The sequence below is a fragment of the Microcoleus sp. Pol12A5 genome, from assembly GCF_036701435.1.
GTDB lineage: Bacteria > Cyanobacteriota > Cyanobacteriia > Cyanobacteriales > Microcoleaceae > Microcoleus.
Genome location: NZ_JAUBQU010000064.1, coordinates 21,094 through 37,096 on the forward strand (window position 1 = coordinate 21,094; position 16,003 = coordinate 37,096).

The window sequence follows — 16,003 nt, forward strand, 5'->3', positions numbered from 1 at the left end:
AACCTATGCGGGACGTATGCACTCCTTACCCAAAAAACCGGGTTTTTAAACCTAGATAAAAAGCTAAACGCTGTGTATTTAGATAAAAAACTCAGTATCTCGCTACCCCTGCGTAAGTTATGGGAAAATTTCTTTCCTTACATTCTTTCCCTTCCCCTTCCCCTTCCTCTTCCTCTTCTAAATAGACAGCCCCAATTTTAAACCGAAAGCCGCGTGCAGCACCATAAGTGCAAGGGCCGTCGTGCCTAAATAAGCGTGAACCGCGCGCAGTGCCAGCTTGTTGCCCCCAAAACCCGTCAGCGAAATCAAGCTGCCAACAGCCAGCAAAACCAGCACTGCCGAACCCGTCCAAAAATGCGGACTTTCCATGACTGGTTGGTGCTGCATCACCAGCGACAGCAAACCGCCTGTATAGCCCAAAGCTAGAAACAGAAACATCCACGGTGCAAGCTTGCGGTGATCCGAGCGACTTTTGAGTGCGACATCTTTATCGGCAGCCAAACGTCCCTGCCATCCCGTATACCCGACAAAACTGCCCATCGCCACCACCACTATCCCCATCATTACAGGGTGTCCCCAATGGGTAATTGGTTCGGGAATTCCCAGACTGCGAAATTGACTGGCGATGGGTTCTAGTAGTTCGCTGAGATTTATCATTTGCTTGAGATTCCTAACTTCGCGATCGCTAATTTTGATTTAACCAACAACTTACGCTAAATAGCAATATATCGATCGCGATTTTCAATCACTGTTTCCAGCCAGAAGTCTGTATAAAATAAAAGAGCCGGACACAGGAGAAGTGTATTCCCTAGCCTCAGCCGGGGAGCGGCTATTTCAGTTAATTTGAGCTGAGCAGTATCCAGTTTTTTGTCCCCACACCCGTAAGAGGATGCTATTGCAGACGGCGCTATGATTAAGCCTTACCGATTTTTGCAGCTAACTGCTCAACTGCTCGCCTACGCTTACTCCGCACTGATTGTCAGCTATCTGATTCTGAGACTGATCTTTTGGGACAGGCTGTGGCCGATTGCCTTGATGGGGGATTTTGTTCCTTGGATTTTCTTGCCAATCTTCCTGCTGCCAATTCTAGGGTTTTTTATCATAAAGAAACGCTGGTTCGCGATTGTTTCCTCTGTGGCTGGCATCTGTTTGCTGGGTTGGCTACACGTCACCTACTTTTCTCCCCAGCCGACGAACATCACTGACTCCCAGCCAACCCTCAAGATTTTTTCTCTCAACCTCGGCTGGCATCACAAATCCCCACAAGCTTTGGTCAACCTAATTGAGGAAGAAAAACCAGACATCATTTGTTTGCAAGAAATTAAGGAGGATTACGCCAAAGAAGTATTCTTTAAGTTGGCCGCATTATACCCGCACCACCTGGGGCGCGGATACCATGTGATTCTCAGCAGATATCCCATTCGCTCTTTCCAAAAGTTAAAGCTAGCCGGTGGGAACGAACCACAGGAACGAGCTATTATCGCAATGAACCAGCAAGATGTAGTTCTTTATAACATTTCAACCACCCCACCGTGGTTTCGCCAGCATAAAATTTTGCCTTTCCTCAAAATCCCAGTTTACGAGTACGGCGACCGACCGGCACAAATTCAAGATTTAGTGCGCCGACTCCAGAAAGAAACGCTGCCGACTATTGCTGCCGGGGACTTTAATCTGACTGACCATTCTCAAGACTACTATTATTTGAGAGCGGTTATGCAAGATGCTTTCCGAACAGCAGGACTGGGTTTTGGCTTTACTTTTCCTCACGGGTGGGATCTGAATTTACTGGTTAAACAGTTAAACTGGAAATTAACTTTTCCCCTGGTGAGGCTTGACTATGTTTGGTATTCTCAGCACTGGGGGGCGAAATCAGCCAAAGTTTTACCGCCAATTGGTTCCGAGCATCTGCCCATGTCGGCAGAACTGCGGATGCGACCGAAATCGGGACGAGTGTAGGGGGTACACAACACTTTTGTGGGGCGACTAAAAGGGCATTGGTGTCAATTTAAGCTCCGGGCGAATATCGTGATACTGTTGGCGAATCCGTGAAGGGTGACTCCTCACATTTGCTCCCATCACACCCCTCTTAGATGGTGTTCGGATAATTGCCCGCAATTAATTTTTCTATCCTTCTTCCTCTTTCTTCTTCCTTTTTGGGGTACTTGGCGTACTTGTCGTTTTGGCGGTTCATTATTAAACCCCCAAAGAAACAAAATATTGATGCGCCAACAGTCTCATGGAATTCGCGACTATACAAACAGGGAATTTTAGACAAATGAAAATGTTTTCAACAAAGCACAGACTAAATGGCTCGAATTAAGCCTTACCGACTTTGCAGTTGACTCCTGAATCGCCCGTATGCCATAGCCCTCGGTCTGCGCTTCACCCAATCTTCACAACCTCATCCTCACTGTGGATGTTAAATTCTACCTCCCTGCTTAAAGTTAATTTCAATTCCTTGACTTTTGAATGCCAAAGTGAGAAATTAACATCGCAGCCGACGAGCAGTCGCACTTCTAAATTTTGCTAATGGCTCTCAAGGGAGAATCAACTGCTGAAAAAAACTAGAGGTTCCAAGTTTGACACTTTTTGCATAAAGTATGCCGTCTGCCCGATGAGAGTTCGATCAACTGAGCGTCTCAAGGCACCCTGAGAGCACCCTTGTCTGTTGAGCAGCCATCGCTGTGCAACACCTAAACCCTATCAACGAACTCGCTGGGGATTCGGTTGTAGCAGACAAGCACCGACTTTCTTGCGTCGCCTTCCTCGGAACCGTGCAATCGCTAAACTCGCTGCGCCGTCGCTAAAGTAGCTTCCGAAGGTTGGATTTGATACTTTACGAGATTTGCCAGTTCTTGTAACTGATTAATCGCTTCTGCACCTTCTAGTTTCATGAGTTCGCGGTCGTCCCGCATCTCAGTCCAAGTGATACCGTAATCTGACACTAAGAATCGAATCAGATGGTTGTCCGTCAAACTGACCATAAATGAGGCACTGTTCATCTGACCCCCGCAAGTGTAGCAGGATGCCAGATAACCCCGATGCTCTAGCACGATCGCTAAAGCTTGGAGGTTCATTACCAAATCTTGAACGAATTTACGGTGTTGTTCTGCAAGTCTCAGAAACACAGTTCTCCTCCTATCACCACACCGTGTATTTTACATCCCATTTAATAATTTCTTAATAAGTGGGTATTTAGGTGCTGGTTCAGTATACGTTTAGTATGCTCAAAAAAAATCGGATTAGCGACCTCTTCAGCCTACCTATACTAGATTAACCGAGTTGTGGTCGAAACTAAGTATCAGCAGCGACATTCAGCCAAAACAGGCTCTGGCGGGGGACTCCATCTGGAAAATTTGCCTGCTGTCAGAGCTGATTGGGCCGTCGGAGAGCCAAAGATACAAATAACTAATGATAGTAATCAAATTAGTTAAGTATAAAAATTCAATCGCCCTGGGGATACTCGTCCCAAAGCGTCGTCGTCTGCCGCAAGCTCCGAAAATCCCCATTCCCCAAAATCAAGTGATCGAGCAGCGGAATCGACAAGAACTGCGCTCCCGCCAGCAACTGTCGCGTCAAAGCAATATCCTCCGGGCTTGGCTCCACAATCCCGGAGGGGTGATTGTGCGAGATAATCGCCCGCGTCGCCCCTTGGCGGATCACCTCCCGAAATATATCCCGTGGGTGAGCCAAAGTTTCCGTGGCTGTGCCGATCGTAATTACCTGAGTTCCCAGCAGCCGATTTTTCACATCCAGCAGCACCACAGCAAAGCGTTCCTGAGACTGCCACATCAAATCCTGACTCAGGGCATCCGCCGCCGCTTGCGGAGAGTCAACCACAGCCATTTCCGGCGGCCGCGACTGAAATACCCGCTTCCCCAACTCCACTGCAGCCAAAATCGAAGTCGCCTTAGCAGGGCCAATCCCGTGAATCTGCGTCAACTCCTGAACGCTAATAGTGCGTAGCACAGCCACAGGATCGCGGGAATGCAAACTCAACTGATTTAAAATATACTGTCCGAGCCCGACGGCGGAAAGTTTGCCGGGTCCCTGACCAGTACCCAGGAGAATTGCAATCAATTCTGCAGTCGCCAAACTTTTCGGGCCACCCGCCATCAACCGTTCCCGTGGCCGTTCACTCGTTGGCAAATCGACAATTCTCAAGCTGTAAGTCATAGCTGCACCCGCACCGCAAGCTCAACAATTAGATGATTTTAGCCGATCGATTTGCGTTCTTCAATTCGTACAATCACCCAAAAAAGCCTTCATCATTAACCGAGGCTGTTGGCAGATTAAATCTAACGCAGTGTTTCGCAAGCGATCGAGTCTCGATCTCGATCGAGCTTAAACGGATCGCCCGGATATGCCTCTAAAACTCGCGGGGCTTCGGCTTGAGTCGCAAAGTCAGAACAGTTGCAATCCGAGTTAACGCAACTCGGAAAATCGGCATTTTTAACCTTTGGTTTAGAAGACTCATAAATAACTTTCTTGGTATCTTCCTTTGGCTGCTGTGTATCAAGAGCAATCTCTGCGGTTCGCTCAACAGATTTGGCTGAAGATGGCAATTTGCGATCGGGCCCTGGTTTGGCAAGTGCAGGTACCTTCGCAGAAATTGCAGGTTTCGGTGTTTGTGCCGGCGTTTTGACAGTCTCCGACTTGCGTGTCTGCACTGCCAAAAGCAGTGACGGCTTAGCGGTTTGAGATGATACTAGCGGAGCGCTTGGGGCCGGAAGTGCCACCGAAACTCCCTGAGACTGAGGGGGTGCAGTGACGCCAACAAGTACAAACGAAGCTGCCATCAACCCGCCGTACATCGCGATCGATCGCTTGCGGGTTGGTGCGCCAACCCATTTCGGATTAACAATACCCAGAAAGAAAGCAGGGATCGACAATAAAAAGCTTAAGACGAAAAAATTAAACATAGCGATTTTTAGCAGTAAAAAAGAGAAGTCATCCAGGACGCCGAAACCGGGTTTCTTTTACCAAAATCCGAGGTGAAGCAAGAAGGATATCTGTTTAAACAACCTGAGTTCTTTAATCCCTGTGCGTCAGTCCTGAGAAGTTAACTTGCTTATTTATCTGCCGGCTAACTCACAAATCCCTATGATTTACGAAGCAAACTAGAACGTTGGACACCAGACCCTGGTGCAACCGGGTTTCTAAGTAAGTCCTGGACGCACTCAAAGACCAAAACCCCGGTTTAGGCGTCAATATTTATCTAAAAAGCGACGATTTCTGGAATAAACCGAGTTTTTGCGTAAGTCCTGTTAGGGTATTTCTACTTATTAAAGCCACAATTTTTTCCTACAGTTTGCGATCGCACTCCGACGCCTATAAACCGGAGTTTTTAATTGCAGTAAATGAGTAGAACCAAGTATTTTTCTTAAAAAACTACGTTTCTGGCCCCAACTAGCCGTAAGTCCTGGTAAAATTTCTTGTAATGCTGCCAAAAAAGTGAAATGCATACCCAGCTATCTTCAGCGCAAAGGTGCGCTTACCATAAATTCTGGCCATTCAGTTGAGGCCAGCAGCCCGGATGAAACTGGTTGTGGCGTCTTAGGTGCTGTAACCCCAAGCAAAACAAACGAAACTGCCATCAAGCCGCCGTACAAGGCAGCCGATCGCTTGCGAGTTGCCAGTCCCACCCATTGAGGATTTAGCAGACCCAGACAAAAAGCCGGTGTGGAAAACATAAAAGTTAATACAAACAAGCTGGACATCACGCACCTCCGACTAGCGAATTGCAGTAATTAATTACTTTTATCTCCAATTAATAGCTCACAAATCCGCTTAAAAAAGTGGTAATTTAGGATTTATAACTTGAGAATTATTCATGTTTATCAAACAATAATAATTTTTTTTTAAATCTCTTACTTAAGGTAGTGGTTAAAAAAATAATAGCTTTCTAAAAATGTCAAAAATTTAGCTTAAAATAGAAACTAAATTCCTTAATCAAAATATGAAAGTCCGCTTTAATGTAGTGCGCCAAAATCAAAACGAGGCTCCCCGGGTTCACACTTACACCCTAGATGTGGAAGAGAGCAATACCATCCTCGACTGCCTCAACAGTATTAAATGGGAACACGACGGCACTTTAGCTTTTCGCAAAAATTGCCGCAATACAATTTGCGGCAGTTGTTCTATGCGAATTAACGGTCGCTCAGCATTAGCTTGCAAAGAAAACGTAGCCAGCGAACTCGCAAGACTGCAAAAAATAGCAGATTCCTGCTCAGCAGAAATGCCTACCGATTTCATCCCAGAAATCACCGTCGCCCCAATGGGAAATATGCCGGTTATTAAAGATTTGGTTGTTGATATGACCAGTTTTTGGCACAACCTAGAAGCAGTTGAACCCTATGTCAGCACCGCCTCGCGATCAATTCCAGAACGCGAATTTCTGCAAACTCCAGAAGAGCGATCGAAACTCGACCAAACTGGCAACTGCATCCTCTGCGGTGCGTGCTATTCTGAGTGCAACGCCCGCGAAGTCAACCCGGCATTTGTCGGCCCCCACGCCCTCGCCAAAGCTTACCGAACGATCGCCGACTCCCGCGACAGCGAAACCGAAAATCGGCTCGAAAAATACAACGAAGGCACCGCAGGGGTCTGGGGATGCACTCGCTGTTACTACTGCAACTCGGTTTGTCCGATGGAAGTCGCGCCGATGGATCAAATTGGTAAGATTAAACAAGAGATTCTCGATCGCAAAGACGACCAAGCCAGTCGATCAATTCGTCACCGCAAAGTCTTAATCGAGCTCGTCAAAGAAGGTGGCTGGATAGATGAGCGCAAATTTGGCATCGAAGTAGTAGGAAATTACTTCCGCGACGTTAAAGGTTTGCTGAGTCTGGGCCCGTTGGGTTTGAGAATGATCGCTCGCGGCAAGTTCCCGCTGTTTTTTGAGCCTTCTGAAGGTACCGAAACCGTGCGAAATCTGATTGAATCGGTTCAAAGTTTAGAAAAGTCAGCAGATTAGGCATGGGGTGTCATTTTCCTGGTAAATTACAAGTTGTGCGATCGTAAAGCTTCTGAAAAGTCATCACTCAAAACTCGAAACTTAAAACTTTTAAATGACTGCCAAAACTCCTCCATCCCCAAAACCGACAACCCCAAATACCCCAAAACCAGAACCAGCCTTTGGGTGGAATGCCTATGCAGAACAAATCAACGGCAGATTTGCGATGGTGGGATTCGTGGGGCTTTTGCTTCTAGAATTCTTCACCCGCCAGGATTTTTTTACCTGGCTGGGGCTGCGTTAAATTAGTCTCAATCAATCAAGAATGGAAGTTGAAAATTTATCGCTCTTTCAGCTTCTATTCTACTTTTAAGAGTTATTTAAAATACAATTTATCAAATTATAAATGCAAAATTATGACTTTTTTAGTTTCAGATAACACATGAAGGTACCAAAGTCGATCGCACTACAAGTAAGTGCGATCGTTCTAGAATTATAGGGACACGGCAATGCCGTGCCCTGACTCCGAAGTTTCGTTTAAACTAATTTCCAGTTGTTTCGCGGACAGTCAAACTGTACTTGCCTCTACCTTTTGGAGGCGGATCGTAAGCATTGACAATAACCCGGTAGCGACCGTTCGCAGACAAGGTAACAGTAAGCTCTGAATTGGAATTTTGCTGCGTGGCATCATCATTTTCTGCAAGTAGCTCGCCCTGGGAGTTGAAAATAGCGAGATAAGTATCAAACTCGGTACTTTCAACCGTAACAACCACTTTCTGACCCTGAGTGCCTTCAAAGGTATACTCGTCGTACAAACTGCTGTCCGAAGGCAGTACAGAAGACTTAGCAGGGCTGAGTTCTCCGTTTTGCTCTAAAATAACCTTAGATGAACCCGCATCAGGACTCGGCGGAGGTTCTACAGTTGGGCTCTGAGTTGGCGAACTCTGTGGTGATGGTGACGGGCTGGGGCTTGCTTGCGCTAAAACAGCCTTGTCAGTCGGCTTCGCGTTAGGTAAATTTTGAGGAATTTCTCCTGAAATGACGGTGGAAATACTGTTAGCAACTCCACCTGAATTTGAAACTGGCAGGGAGAGAGTCGGCTTACCAGAAAAAGTAGCTACCAGAGCAATTGGCGCGATCGCCCAAAATCTAACTTGACGCATGAATTACCTCGATTTGCAACGAAGAAGGAAGTTCGGCAACGGATGAGTGTAACGGATTTAACGGATGGAAGAAGGAAGTTCGGCAACGAGCAATGTACGGGATTTAATCGATGGAAGGAAGTAGGAAGAAAAATAATTCGACCAATTCCCAATTACCAATTCCCAATTACCAATTCCCGATTACCAATTACCAATTACCCATTTTCACCGGACAGTTAGAGTGTAACGACCCCGGCCCGAAGCATCGTAAGCATTGACAATTACGCGGTAGCGACCCGTAGCGGGCAAAGTAACGCTTAGAAACGCATTTTTAGTCGAATCGCTCGCATCGTCATTTTCTGCCACTAATCGGCTATTAGGGCCAAAGATAGCCACATAGGGATCAAAATCTGTGCTTTCGAGGGAAATGGTTACAGACTGACCCGATCGACCTTCAAAAGTATACTCGCGATACAGACTGTTGTCAGACGGCAATACTGGACCGCCTGCGACTAAAGCGCCTTCTTCTTGCAAAATCGCCCGAGAAGGCGCGGTAGGAGCACTCGCTTTTAGTTCTAACGTATAAGCCCCTGACTGCCTAGCTTCGTAGGAATTTGCTACTAACGTGTAAGTCCCGTCTGCAGGCAGCCTGACTGTAATTCTGGCGTCTTTACTGCCTGCCCCGTCATCGTCTTGCGCGATTTCGCGCTGGTTGGGTCCGAGCAAAATTAAATAAGGGTCAATTTCTTGACTTTTCATTTCTATTGTGATTTGCTGGCCCGCTTTTCCCTCAAAGGAGTAGAGGTCAAAAAAGCTGTTGTCTGCGGGCAGCACGCTAGACTGGTTGGTGAGTTTGCCGCTGAGGGCGGGCCCGTTTAACGCAACTTTTTGAGGTGATTTGTTGCCAAAGGGCGATCGGGTTTGAGCCACGCGGGGAGCTCGCCCTTCTCGTACCGCTGTCAGGAAAGCGGGTACTTTGTCTGCTGAAATTGCAAAACCGATACCGATATTACCTCCGCCCCGACCGCGAGTAAAAATAGAAGTATTGACGCCGATTAATTCTCCTGAACTGTTGAGCAGTGGGCCTCCTGAATTGCCGGGATTGATGGCGGCGTCGGTTTGAATTAAGCCCCGCTGCTGGTCGATGCGACTGACGATTCCGACTGTAAAAGTACCTTGAAATTGACCGAAGGGATTGCCGATCGCAAATGCTTGTTGCCCGACTTTCACCGAACCGGGACGGGCTAAAGGAATGGTGGGCAAATTATTTTGACCGCGAATTTTAACCACGGCTAAGTCTAGACCTTCTTCACCAAAGCCGACGACATCGGCCACAAGTTTTCTGCCGTCTGACAAAATGATATTGACCGTACCGCCTGCGGCAACAACGTGGGCGTTCGTTAACACCATGCCGTCGGGGCTGATAATTGTGCCGCTGCCGTTAGATTTATCTGTATCGACGGTAACAACCGCCGGACTAGCCTTTTCGTAGACCCGAATATTGGTTTGTTCTTCGACATTTTGGGCGATCGCACCTTGGGAATGCACCGAGTTAAATTCCGTTACATCTGTTGATTGCCGCACAGGGGATGTCGTAACAACCGCAGCAGTGCTGGCTGTTACCCCAACCGTTAAAATTCCCGATACTGCTAAACTTAGAAGTTTGAAATTCATGGCTATCGATTATTATTTAGCGATCGGTAGCTAGCAATTAGGTTTGGTCGCTAACCGCTAACTACCTTCTGTAATTATTTTAGGACTTGCACCACGGTAGTGACTTTCCTTACGCCGGTTCTCCAATTGGGAAATCTGAATCAGCAGCTAAATACTTAAAATTAGCTTGTCGCACCGCAGCGTCCTCATTGCCGTAGAAAAAAGACAGCAAAGCAAAACGCTGGCCGCTAATCACTGGGGTCGCTTCATGCAGCAAAGAACACGAAAAAATAATCGCCGTGCCAGAATCGCCTTTATAACCGTGCGGCGCGTACTCTGGAAACCTTAAAAATCCCCCCGTGTACTCTCCCACATTCAAGTTTAGCGTCATCGCAAACCTGCGGTGCAGCGTAGCTTTGCTAGTGTTGTCGCGGTGCGGCCGAAAATAACCGCCGCTGTCAGCATCGTAACAACCTATCAAATACCGTTCAAACCTAGTAATTGTAAACTGAAAAGCTTTCTCTACTTCCGGCCGCACCCGGCGTAGAATAATCGCATTCAATTGTCGCTGGAAATCCTCATCTTGAATAAAGAAATCTCGGCGCTTCTTAAAAGTGTCGTCGTGCAAGCCAACTGTTTTCCCGTCTATTTGCCTCATAAATCCCGAGGGACTGCCACCATTAGCTTTGTACATATCGATTAAATTGCGGCAAGAAGCTTTGTCCAAAACATTAGGAATTACCAACACCGGGGCGTGGCGAGTGGCTGTTCGGGCTTCCTCAATAGGGGGCAAAGTTTTGATAAAATCTAATACTTGCTGGGCGTGTTGGTGCGGTTCGCCCATCGGCAAAATATTAATTACCTGAAGGTTTTCGTTGAGAATAAAAGTTTGTGGTGCATAGTGAACTCCGGCAACTCCATTTTCTTCGACATTTCGGAAAACACCGTACTGCTGACTGACTTTTTTGTCTAAGTCCCAGAAAAATATGAGTGACGGAGCAATTGTTGTCGGTCTGTTTTGTTCTTTGTCTGCGGGGTCAACGCTCACTCCGAACCTCGGTACTTGCAAGATTTGGAATTCTTCTGAAAGCTCTTGAAAGCTTTTGAGGATAACTTGGATTTGTTCAAAAGCTGCGCTGGCCAAGAAAAAGAGTACGACTCGCCTGCCGCCAACTGTCTGGAAATGAAATAAGGGATTATTTGTAGAAGGAATGGAAAACCAGGGAGCCGGGTCTCCTATTTCAAGTAATGGCATCTTGCTGATTTAAGATTTGGGATTTTATATTTAGATTATTATTTTGTCGATTAGTTCCACAGATTGGGTATGTCAAAATAATAAAAAAAAATAGCTTTTATTTGTGTATATTTGCGTTGGTATGGGGTTTCACACTCGCAATTTACAGTTTTTTTAATCACTTTAATATCTGAGAATAAGTAGATGGGCATCAATAAACGCAAATTATTTTTTTTGCCGGCGGGTACGAGAAATGTTTAGTTTCACCCATCTACTTAGTATTTGCCTATTTGTCGAAACTGGGGGAATTATCCGGTTGGTCTTCCGGGTATTCTACAGGTCGATACTCCACGTAGTCTGACGGCGGTGCTTCCACGTCGCGGTTGCTGGGGCGAGACCTGGATGATTCCGTAGGACGGGGTTTTTTGGTTCTCGGCGGCGTATCGGAACTGCGGTTTTCCGAAGCTGGGGGGCGACTGCCGCGGCTGCGGGTCGGTCTTTCTTCGGGGGTGTCTGAAACGTCCCAGTTGTCAGACTCTTGGGCAGGGGGGGCTTCTGGGCGAGAGGGACGTTTGCGAGACGACGATCGATCGGGCGAGTCGGGCCTGGAGGTGTTAACGCTGCCGTTGCGATTCGAGGGGCGGCGGCGGGGTTCGTCGTCGTAGGCTTCCCGGGAGGAACGGTAGTCTTGGCTGCCTCTGATCCGGGGACGCTGCGGATAGTCTTCCTCTGGTTCTAGCTGCTCAATTTCGGCATCGTAGCCATCGTAACCGTAGGCGTTGCTGACTGGTCGCTCTTCATCGACGTATTGGGCGCGGCTTTTGGCTTGGGCTGTGGTCGCTCCTCGCAGCTTAATGCTTTCTGCTGCAAAAAATATGGCGGTACCGCTGAGCAGAAATTGACCGAATGCCAGAATTGGGTCAAGCCGCCACCCTTGAAATAACAGAATACCCCCGCACAGCAAGCCGACTGCTGCAAAAAAAATATCGTGGTCTCGGGCTAGTTTGGGACGCCACGATCGCAGAAAATAGAGTCCCGCCCCTGCAACTGCTAGGATAATCCCTAGCAGGCTGCTCCAGTTCAATCCTAAATTGACCATTAGCCTATCTCCTATGTCTTTCCTATGTTAGCGAGTTAGATTTTACATCTATTATTAAGTCTGCCAGCCCGACTGTGCTTTCTGGGGCAGCCTCCGGTCAGGGTTTCAGCTTGGTAAGTGAGCTTTATAGTAATGAGTTTAACGGGAAAAAACCTCAGCGAAAGCAGTCAACCGAAGGTTTTGCCTTCACAGTTGCTTGCAGCCGAGGTTTATGGGATAGGGGAAAAGCCCGACCTGTAGCCTAAAATTGGCTTTCATGCCGGACTTAGAAACCCGCAGACTTTTTTAGGTGCGCTTGATTTTGTCTTTTTGGCTGATGAAGATCAGGGCGATCGTTGCTGGAATCACGACCACTGTCACGCCCACCAGCAGGCTGTACAAAAAGTTCGCGAGAGAAGGAGTCATAGATTCAAAGCCTTTGTTACAACAATTTGATTTTTATTAATTTTATACTTTCGATCGCACCTGTCAAACGGTTAAAATTATGAATGGCAGACTTAACAAAACTTAAGATTTCGAGATAAGACCCATGACTGGTATTACCGTTGCAAGTTGGATTCTGGGCTCTGTCCTAGTCGTGATGACTTTGCTGTTTATTTTTCGGATCGTCCTGACTTGGTATCCCGAGGTGAACCTGAGCAAGTTGCCGTTGAGTCTGATTGCTTGGCCCACGGAACCTTTTTTAGTCCTAACTAGAAAGATTGTACCGCCGATCGGCGGGGTGGACATTACGCCGATTATTTGGGTGGGTATCTGTAGCTTGCTGCGAGAAATGATTCTCGGCCAGCAAGGGCTGCTGACGATGATGATGTAAGAGTCAGCGGGCATGGGGCATCGGGCATCGGGCATCGGGCATCGGGCATCGGGCATGGGGCATGGGGCATCGGGCATCGGGCATCGGGCATCGGGCATGGGGCATCGGGCATCGGGCATCGGGCATCGGGCATCGGGCATCGCGCAGTTGCCAACTGACTACTGCCAAATGCCAAATGCCAAATGCCAAATGCCAACTGACTACTGACTACTGACTAATGACTGTTTTGGTTCAAGAACTGTTCGACGAAATTAGTGTAAACTTCGCCGCTGAGAAACTCGGGGGAATCGAGGATTTTTTGGTGAAAGCCCAGGGTGGTGGGGACGCCGGTGATGGCGCATTCTCGCAATGCCCGTTTCATCCTGCGGATGGCTGTCGGTCGATCGCGCCCCCATACAATTACTTTACCGATTAAAGAATCGTAGTAAGCGGGTATTTCGTAATCGGTGTAGACGTGAGAGTCCATCCGCACGCCGGGGCCACCGGGAGGCAAATAACCGCTGATTCTGCCGGGGTGAGGGCGGAAGTTGCGATCGGGGTCTTCAGCATTGATGCGGCACTCGATGGCGTGACCGCTGAGAATTACTTGGTTTTGCTTGATTTGCAGTTTTTCTCCTTGGGCGATGCGAATTTGTTCGGCTATCAAGTCGAGGCCTGTAATCATCTCGGTGACGGGATGTTCTACTTGGATGCGTGTGTTCATTTCCATGAAGTAGAACTTGCCCGATTTGTCAAGCAGAAATTCGACTGTGCCGGCACCTGTGTAGTTGATGGATTTGGCGGCGGCGACGGCGGCGTGACCCATTTGATCTCGCAGTTTCTGGGTGAGGGCTGGGCTGGGGGCTTCTTCGAGGAGTTTTTGGTGCCGCCGCTGAATCGAACAATCTCTCTCGCCGAGGTGGATGACGTTACCGTAGTTGTCGGCGAGGATTTGGATTTCGATGTGGCGGGGTCTTTCGATGAATTTTTCGAGGTAAAGTCCGGGATTGCCGAAGGCTGCATCGGCTTCGCCTTGGGCGGCTGAGAATAGTTTGGGGAGTTCGGATGCTTCTTTGACTAGCCTCATGCCGCGGCCTCCACCGCCGGCGGTGGCTTTGATCATCACAGGATAGCCGATGTCGCGGGCGATCGACAATGCTTCGTTTTCGTCCGCCAGCAATCCCCCGCTACCGGGAACTGTGGGGACTTTCACTCGCTGCATGGTTTCTTTGGCGGTGGATTTGTCGCCCATCGCCCGCATGGCGGCAGGAGAAGGGCCGATGAAGGTAATTTGATGGTCGGCGCAGATTTCGGCAAATCGGGCGTTTTCGGCGAGGAAGCCGTAACCGGGGTGAATGGCTGCGGCGTTGCGCGTCAGTGCAGCCGAGATGATGTTGGGGATGTTTAAATAGCTTTTGCTGCTGGTGGGGGGGCCGATGCAAACGGCTTCGTCTGCCAACTGGACGTGCAAGGCGTGTGTGTCTACGGTGGAGTGAACGGCGACCGTGGCAATCCCCATTTCCTCGCAGGTGCGCAGTATGCGGAGAGCTATTTCTCCCCGATTAGCGATTAAAATTTTCGAGAACCCCATCTTCGCTGCTTTATTCACTCAATATTCTGTACAATAATGCCTTTCGGTATGTTCTGGATAATCGTTTTGCAGAAATTGTTTACAAAAATTTATTTTACATTTGGCTGGTAGTGGTGCTATGATTGTAAATCGGCGGTGTCAAAGGGCAAGTCACAAGTTATATGTCAGGAACCTCAACCTGTGAATCTTTAACTCGTAACGCAAAAATCCCGGAGATTGCCAGAAAGAGCGGATGTGGCGGAATTGGTATACGCGCACGCTTGAGGTGCGTGTGGCATTATGTCCTTGCGAGTTCGAGTCTCGCCATCCGCATTCAATATATAAAACAACTGTTGACGGTTTTGGCTGTCGGCAGTTGTTTTGTATTGAGTGGTTTTTCTAGAAAGTCGATCGAATACCGTAGGGTGCGGATTCATCAGATATCCTGAAGTCCGATCGAACTTCTGACAGATCCGCACCCTACAAAATACTGTTTAACTGTCGATCGACTATTGTGTTTGAATTAAACACATAGATAGTTATCGTTTGTCAAGTAGAATGGGCTTAGTTAGGTTCCGAATCCGAGAGTTGGCTGACGAAAAAGGATGGACGCTAAAGGATGTTGCCGATCGATCCGAGGTTCCGTACAGCACAGTCAGGCACTATGCTCGATCGGAAGGACTAGCAACGGTTGATATCACATCCATTCAAAAGATAGCTCGCACCCTCGATGTTTTGATTGAGGAGTTGATGGAAGTTGTTAAAGAATGAACCGATGAAATTATATTAGCAAACGGAAGTTAGATCGATGACATCCTACGCCTTAAACTTACCCGTTCAGTTACAGCAAGAAGCTGAAAAATTGGCAACACTCCAAGGCATTTCGTTCGATCAGTTTATCCTCTGGGCGGTAGCCGAAAAAGTCGCTACCCTCAACCAGCGGAATGACGATCCGGCTTTTCCTGAAATCACCTATGTGCGCGGCGCTAGCGGCGAACTCGTTCCCGTGTTGCGCGGCACTCGGTTGCGGGTGCAAACAGTAGTCATCGCAGCGCGGAAATGGGGTTTTTCTCCAAACCAAATTGCCACTGAGTATGACTTAAGTGAAGATCAAGTGAACGATGTTCTCGCTTTTTATGCGGCTCACTATCAAGAAATAGACGCATCTATTGCCGCTGAGCAAATTATCGAAGCTGCTAATGTCTAAACCGCTATTGCATCTAGATGCCGATACCTCTATTAAAGCTTTGCAAGCGGCCCTTTTATCTCGCAGTCACGATGTCACTCGGACACCGATTGACTGGATGGCTTTAAATGCTAGCGATGAGGCTCAATTGCTAGAAGCAACAGCCCGAGGGCGGTGTATTTTTAAGTTTAATATCCGGGATTTTCAGGTTTTAGCTCAGCGTTATCCCGAACATGGTGGCATCATTTTGGCTGCTCAAAACAGTTGGACATTATCTAGTCTAATTGCTTCGCTCGATCGCCTGCTTTCAGAAACACAAGCTGCTGACTGGAAAGGGCAAGTCCGCTGGCTTAATCAGTGGCGAACCTAAT

19 protein-coding genes and 1 tRNA gene are annotated in these 16,003 nt (G+C 47.9%); 9 read left to right on the forward strand and 11 right to left on the reverse strand.

All coding sequences use genetic code 11. The features are described 5' to 3' along the window. Positions 1-177: 177 nt before the first annotated feature. The gene (locus QUA45_RS17515; RefSeq protein ID WP_333041247.1) at positions 178-657 is read right to left on the reverse strand and encodes a DUF4079 domain-containing protein; all 480 of its coding nucleotides are present in this window, start codon (positions 655-657) and stop codon (positions 178-180) included. Positions 658-909: 252 nt separating this feature from the next. Between QUA45_RS17515 and QUA45_RS17520 the strand changes: the two genes are divergently transcribed. Beyond that, on the forward strand, positions 910-1,956 hold the full coding sequence (locus QUA45_RS17520; RefSeq protein ID WP_333221703.1) for an endonuclease/exonuclease/phosphatase family protein: 1,047 nt from the start codon (positions 910-912) through the stop codon (positions 1,954-1,956). Positions 1,957-2,783: 827 nt separating this feature from the next. Here QUA45_RS17520 and QUA45_RS17525 read toward each other — a convergent pair. The 4 genes from QUA45_RS17525 to QUA45_RS17540 all read right to left on the reverse strand — a co-directional run bounded on the left by QUA45_RS17525 (position 2,784) and on the right by QUA45_RS17540 (position 5,720). Next, a complete protein-coding gene (locus QUA45_RS17525) occupies positions 2,784-3,128 on the reverse strand; it encodes a DUF1815 family protein (protein ID WP_333067312.1) in 345 nt (114 codons plus the stop codon). A gap of 316 nt (positions 3,129-3,444) precedes the next feature. Next, on the reverse strand, positions 3,445-4,176 hold the full coding sequence (gene radC, locus QUA45_RS17530; protein WP_333044167.1) for a RadC family protein: 732 nt from the start codon (positions 4,174-4,176) through the stop codon (positions 3,445-3,447). 122 nt (positions 4,177-4,298) lie between these two features. After that, the gene (locus QUA45_RS17535; protein ID WP_333149114.1) at positions 4,299-4,922 is read right to left on the reverse strand and encodes an excalibur calcium-binding domain-containing protein; all 624 of its coding nucleotides are present in this window, start codon (positions 4,920-4,922) and stop codon (positions 4,299-4,301) included. Between the two features lie 555 nt (positions 4,923-5,477). Continuing rightward, positions 5,478-5,720, reverse strand: coding sequence for a hypothetical protein (locus QUA45_RS17540; protein WP_333097765.1), 243 nt, complete (start codon positions 5,718-5,720; stop codon positions 5,478-5,480). 239 nt (positions 5,721-5,959) lie between these two features. Between QUA45_RS17540 and QUA45_RS17545 the strand changes: the two genes are divergently transcribed. Further along, a complete protein-coding gene (locus QUA45_RS17545; RefSeq protein WP_333221704.1) occupies positions 5,960-6,976 on the forward strand; it encodes a succinate dehydrogenase/fumarate reductase iron-sulfur subunit in 1,017 nt (338 codons plus the stop codon). Positions 6,977-7,070: 94 nt separating this feature from the next. Beyond that, positions 7,071-7,259 carry a chlorophyll a/b-binding protein gene (locus tag QUA45_RS17550; protein WP_333051883.1) on the forward strand — a complete coding sequence of 63 codons (189 nt, stop codon included), beginning with the start codon at positions 7,071-7,073 and terminating at the stop codon, positions 7,257-7,259. Positions 7,260-7,497: 238 nt separating this feature from the next. Here QUA45_RS17550 and QUA45_RS17555 read toward each other — a convergent pair whose 3' ends face one another. The 5 genes from QUA45_RS17555 to psbX all read right to left on the reverse strand — a co-directional run bounded on the left by QUA45_RS17555 (position 7,498) and on the right by psbX (position 12,488). After that, positions 7,498-8,118, reverse strand: coding sequence for a pre-peptidase C-terminal domain-containing protein (locus QUA45_RS17555; protein ID WP_333097769.1), 621 nt, complete (start codon positions 8,116-8,118; stop codon positions 7,498-7,500). 204 nt (positions 8,119-8,322) lie between these two features. Beyond that, the gene (locus QUA45_RS17560; protein ID WP_333097771.1) at positions 8,323-9,771 is read right to left on the reverse strand and encodes a trypsin-like peptidase domain-containing protein; all 1,449 of its coding nucleotides are present in this window, start codon (positions 9,769-9,771) and stop codon (positions 8,323-8,325) included. A 109-nt stretch (positions 9,772-9,880) separates the two neighbouring features. Then, a complete protein-coding gene (locus QUA45_RS17565) occupies positions 9,881-11,005 on the reverse strand; it encodes a redoxin domain-containing protein (RefSeq protein ID WP_333097773.1) in 1,125 nt (374 codons plus the stop codon). Between the two features lie 265 nt (positions 11,006-11,270). Continuing rightward, positions 11,271-12,083, reverse strand: a complete 813-nt coding sequence (locus QUA45_RS17570) for a Ycf66 family protein (protein ID WP_333221705.1) — start codon at positions 12,081-12,083, stop codon at positions 11,271-11,273. 285 nt (positions 12,084-12,368) lie between these two features. After that, positions 12,369-12,488, reverse strand: coding sequence for a photosystem II reaction center X protein (psbX, locus tag QUA45_RS17575; protein WP_333041933.1), 120 nt, complete (start codon positions 12,486-12,488; stop codon positions 12,369-12,371). Positions 12,489-12,612: 124 nt separating this feature from the next. On the opposite strand from psbX, the gene QUA45_RS17580 reads away from it, so the two are divergent. Next, entirely contained in the window at positions 12,613-12,897 is a 285-nt protein-coding gene (locus QUA45_RS17580) for a YggT family protein (RefSeq protein WP_333221706.1), read from the forward strand. 12 nt (positions 12,898-12,909) lie between these two features. After that, positions 12,910-13,104, forward strand: coding sequence for a hypothetical protein (locus QUA45_RS17585; RefSeq protein ID WP_333221707.1), 195 nt, complete (start codon positions 12,910-12,912; stop codon positions 13,102-13,104). A gap of 7 nt (positions 13,105-13,111) precedes the next feature. Here the strand turns inward: QUA45_RS17585 and accC are convergent, their stop codons facing one another. Beyond that, on the reverse strand, positions 13,112-14,467 hold the full coding sequence (gene accC / locus QUA45_RS17590) for an acetyl-CoA carboxylase biotin carboxylase subunit (RefSeq protein WP_333221710.1): 1,356 nt from the start codon (positions 14,465-14,467) through the stop codon (positions 13,112-13,114). Between the two features lie 228 nt (positions 14,468-14,695). On the opposite strand from accC, the gene QUA45_RS17595 reads away from it, so the two are divergent. The 4 genes from QUA45_RS17595 (at position 14,696) to QUA45_RS17610 (ending at position 16,002) form a co-directional block, all read left to right on the forward strand. Further along, positions 14,696-14,779: transfer RNA gene (locus QUA45_RS17595), tRNA-Leu, on the forward strand. Positions 14,780-15,004: 225 nt separating this feature from the next. Then, positions 15,005-15,217 carry a helix-turn-helix domain-containing protein gene (locus tag QUA45_RS17600; protein WP_006634859.1) on the forward strand — a complete coding sequence of 71 codons (213 nt, stop codon included), beginning with the start codon at positions 15,005-15,007 and terminating at the stop codon, positions 15,215-15,217. A gap of 37 nt (positions 15,218-15,254) precedes the next feature. Continuing rightward, a complete protein-coding gene (locus QUA45_RS17605; RefSeq protein WP_333221708.1) occupies positions 15,255-15,653 on the forward strand; it encodes a DUF433 domain-containing protein in 399 nt (132 codons plus the stop codon). Further along, complete coding sequence (locus QUA45_RS17610) at positions 15,646-16,002, forward strand: DUF5615 family PIN-like protein (RefSeq protein ID WP_333221709.1); 357 nt, start codon at positions 15,646-15,648, stop codon at positions 16,000-16,002. The genes QUA45_RS17605 and QUA45_RS17610 overlap by 8 nt, the downstream gene beginning before the upstream one ends. The last annotated feature ends 1 nt before the right edge of the window (position 16,003 follow it).

What these genes read in the sequence shown, in the direction of transcription:
- QUA45_RS17570 (WP_333221705.1), bottom strand. Translation starts at nt 12,083, where the DNA reads ATGGTCAATTTAGGATTGAACTGGAGCAGCCTGCTAGGGATTATCCTA.
- QUA45_RS17600 (WP_006634859.1), top strand. Translation starts at nt 15,005, where the DNA reads ATGGGCTTAGTTAGGTTCCGAATCCGAGAGTTGGCTGACGAAAAAGGA.
- QUA45_RS17520 (WP_333221703.1), top strand. Translation starts at nt 910, where the DNA reads ATGATTAAGCCTTACCGATTTTTGCAGCTAACTGCTCAACTGCTCGCC.
- QUA45_RS17605 (WP_333221708.1), top strand. Translation starts at nt 15,255, where the DNA reads ATGACATCCTACGCCTTAAACTTACCCGTTCAGTTACAGCAAGAAGCT.
- accC (WP_333221710.1), bottom strand. Translation starts at nt 14,467, where the DNA reads ATGGGGTTCTCGAAAATTTTAATCGCTAATCGGGGAGAAATAGCTCTC.
- radC (WP_333044167.1), bottom strand. Translation starts at nt 4,176, where the DNA reads ATGACTTACAGCTTGAGAATTGTCGATTTGCCAACGAGTGAACGGCCA.
- QUA45_RS17550 (WP_333051883.1), top strand. Translation starts at nt 7,071, where the DNA reads ATGACTGCCAAAACTCCTCCATCCCCAAAACCGACAACCCCAAATACC.
- QUA45_RS17515 (WP_333041247.1), bottom strand. Translation starts at nt 657, where the DNA reads ATGATAAATCTCAGCGAACTACTAGAACCCATCGCCAGTCAATTTCGC.
- QUA45_RS17565 (WP_333097773.1), bottom strand. Translation starts at nt 11,005, where the DNA reads ATGCCATTACTTGAAATAGGAGACCCGGCTCCCTGGTTTTCCATTCCT.
- QUA45_RS17535 (WP_333149114.1), bottom strand. Translation starts at nt 4,922, where the DNA reads ATGTTTAATTTTTTCGTCTTAAGCTTTTTATTGTCGATCCCTGCTTTC.
- QUA45_RS17560 (WP_333097771.1), bottom strand. Translation starts at nt 9,771, where the DNA reads ATGAATTTCAAACTTCTAAGTTTAGCAGTATCGGGAATTTTAACGGTT.
- QUA45_RS17610 (WP_333221709.1), top strand. Translation starts at nt 15,646, where the DNA reads ATGTCTAAACCGCTATTGCATCTAGATGCCGATACCTCTATTAAAGCT.
- QUA45_RS17540 (WP_333097765.1), bottom strand. Translation starts at nt 5,720, where the DNA reads ATGTCCAGCTTGTTTGTATTAACTTTTATGTTTTCCACACCGGCTTTT.
- QUA45_RS17580 (WP_333221706.1), top strand. Translation starts at nt 12,613, where the DNA reads ATGACTGGTATTACCGTTGCAAGTTGGATTCTGGGCTCTGTCCTAGTC.
- QUA45_RS17545 (WP_333221704.1), top strand. Translation starts at nt 5,960, where the DNA reads ATGAAAGTCCGCTTTAATGTAGTGCGCCAAAATCAAAACGAGGCTCCC.
- QUA45_RS17585 (WP_333221707.1), top strand. Translation starts at nt 12,910, where the DNA reads ATGGGGCATCGGGCATCGGGCATCGGGCATCGGGCATCGGGCATGGGG.
- QUA45_RS17555 (WP_333097769.1), bottom strand. Translation starts at nt 8,118, where the DNA reads ATGCGTCAAGTTAGATTTTGGGCGATCGCGCCAATTGCTCTGGTAGCT.
- psbX (WP_333041933.1), bottom strand. Translation starts at nt 12,488, where the DNA reads ATGACTCCTTCTCTCGCGAACTTTTTGTACAGCCTGCTGGTGGGCGTG.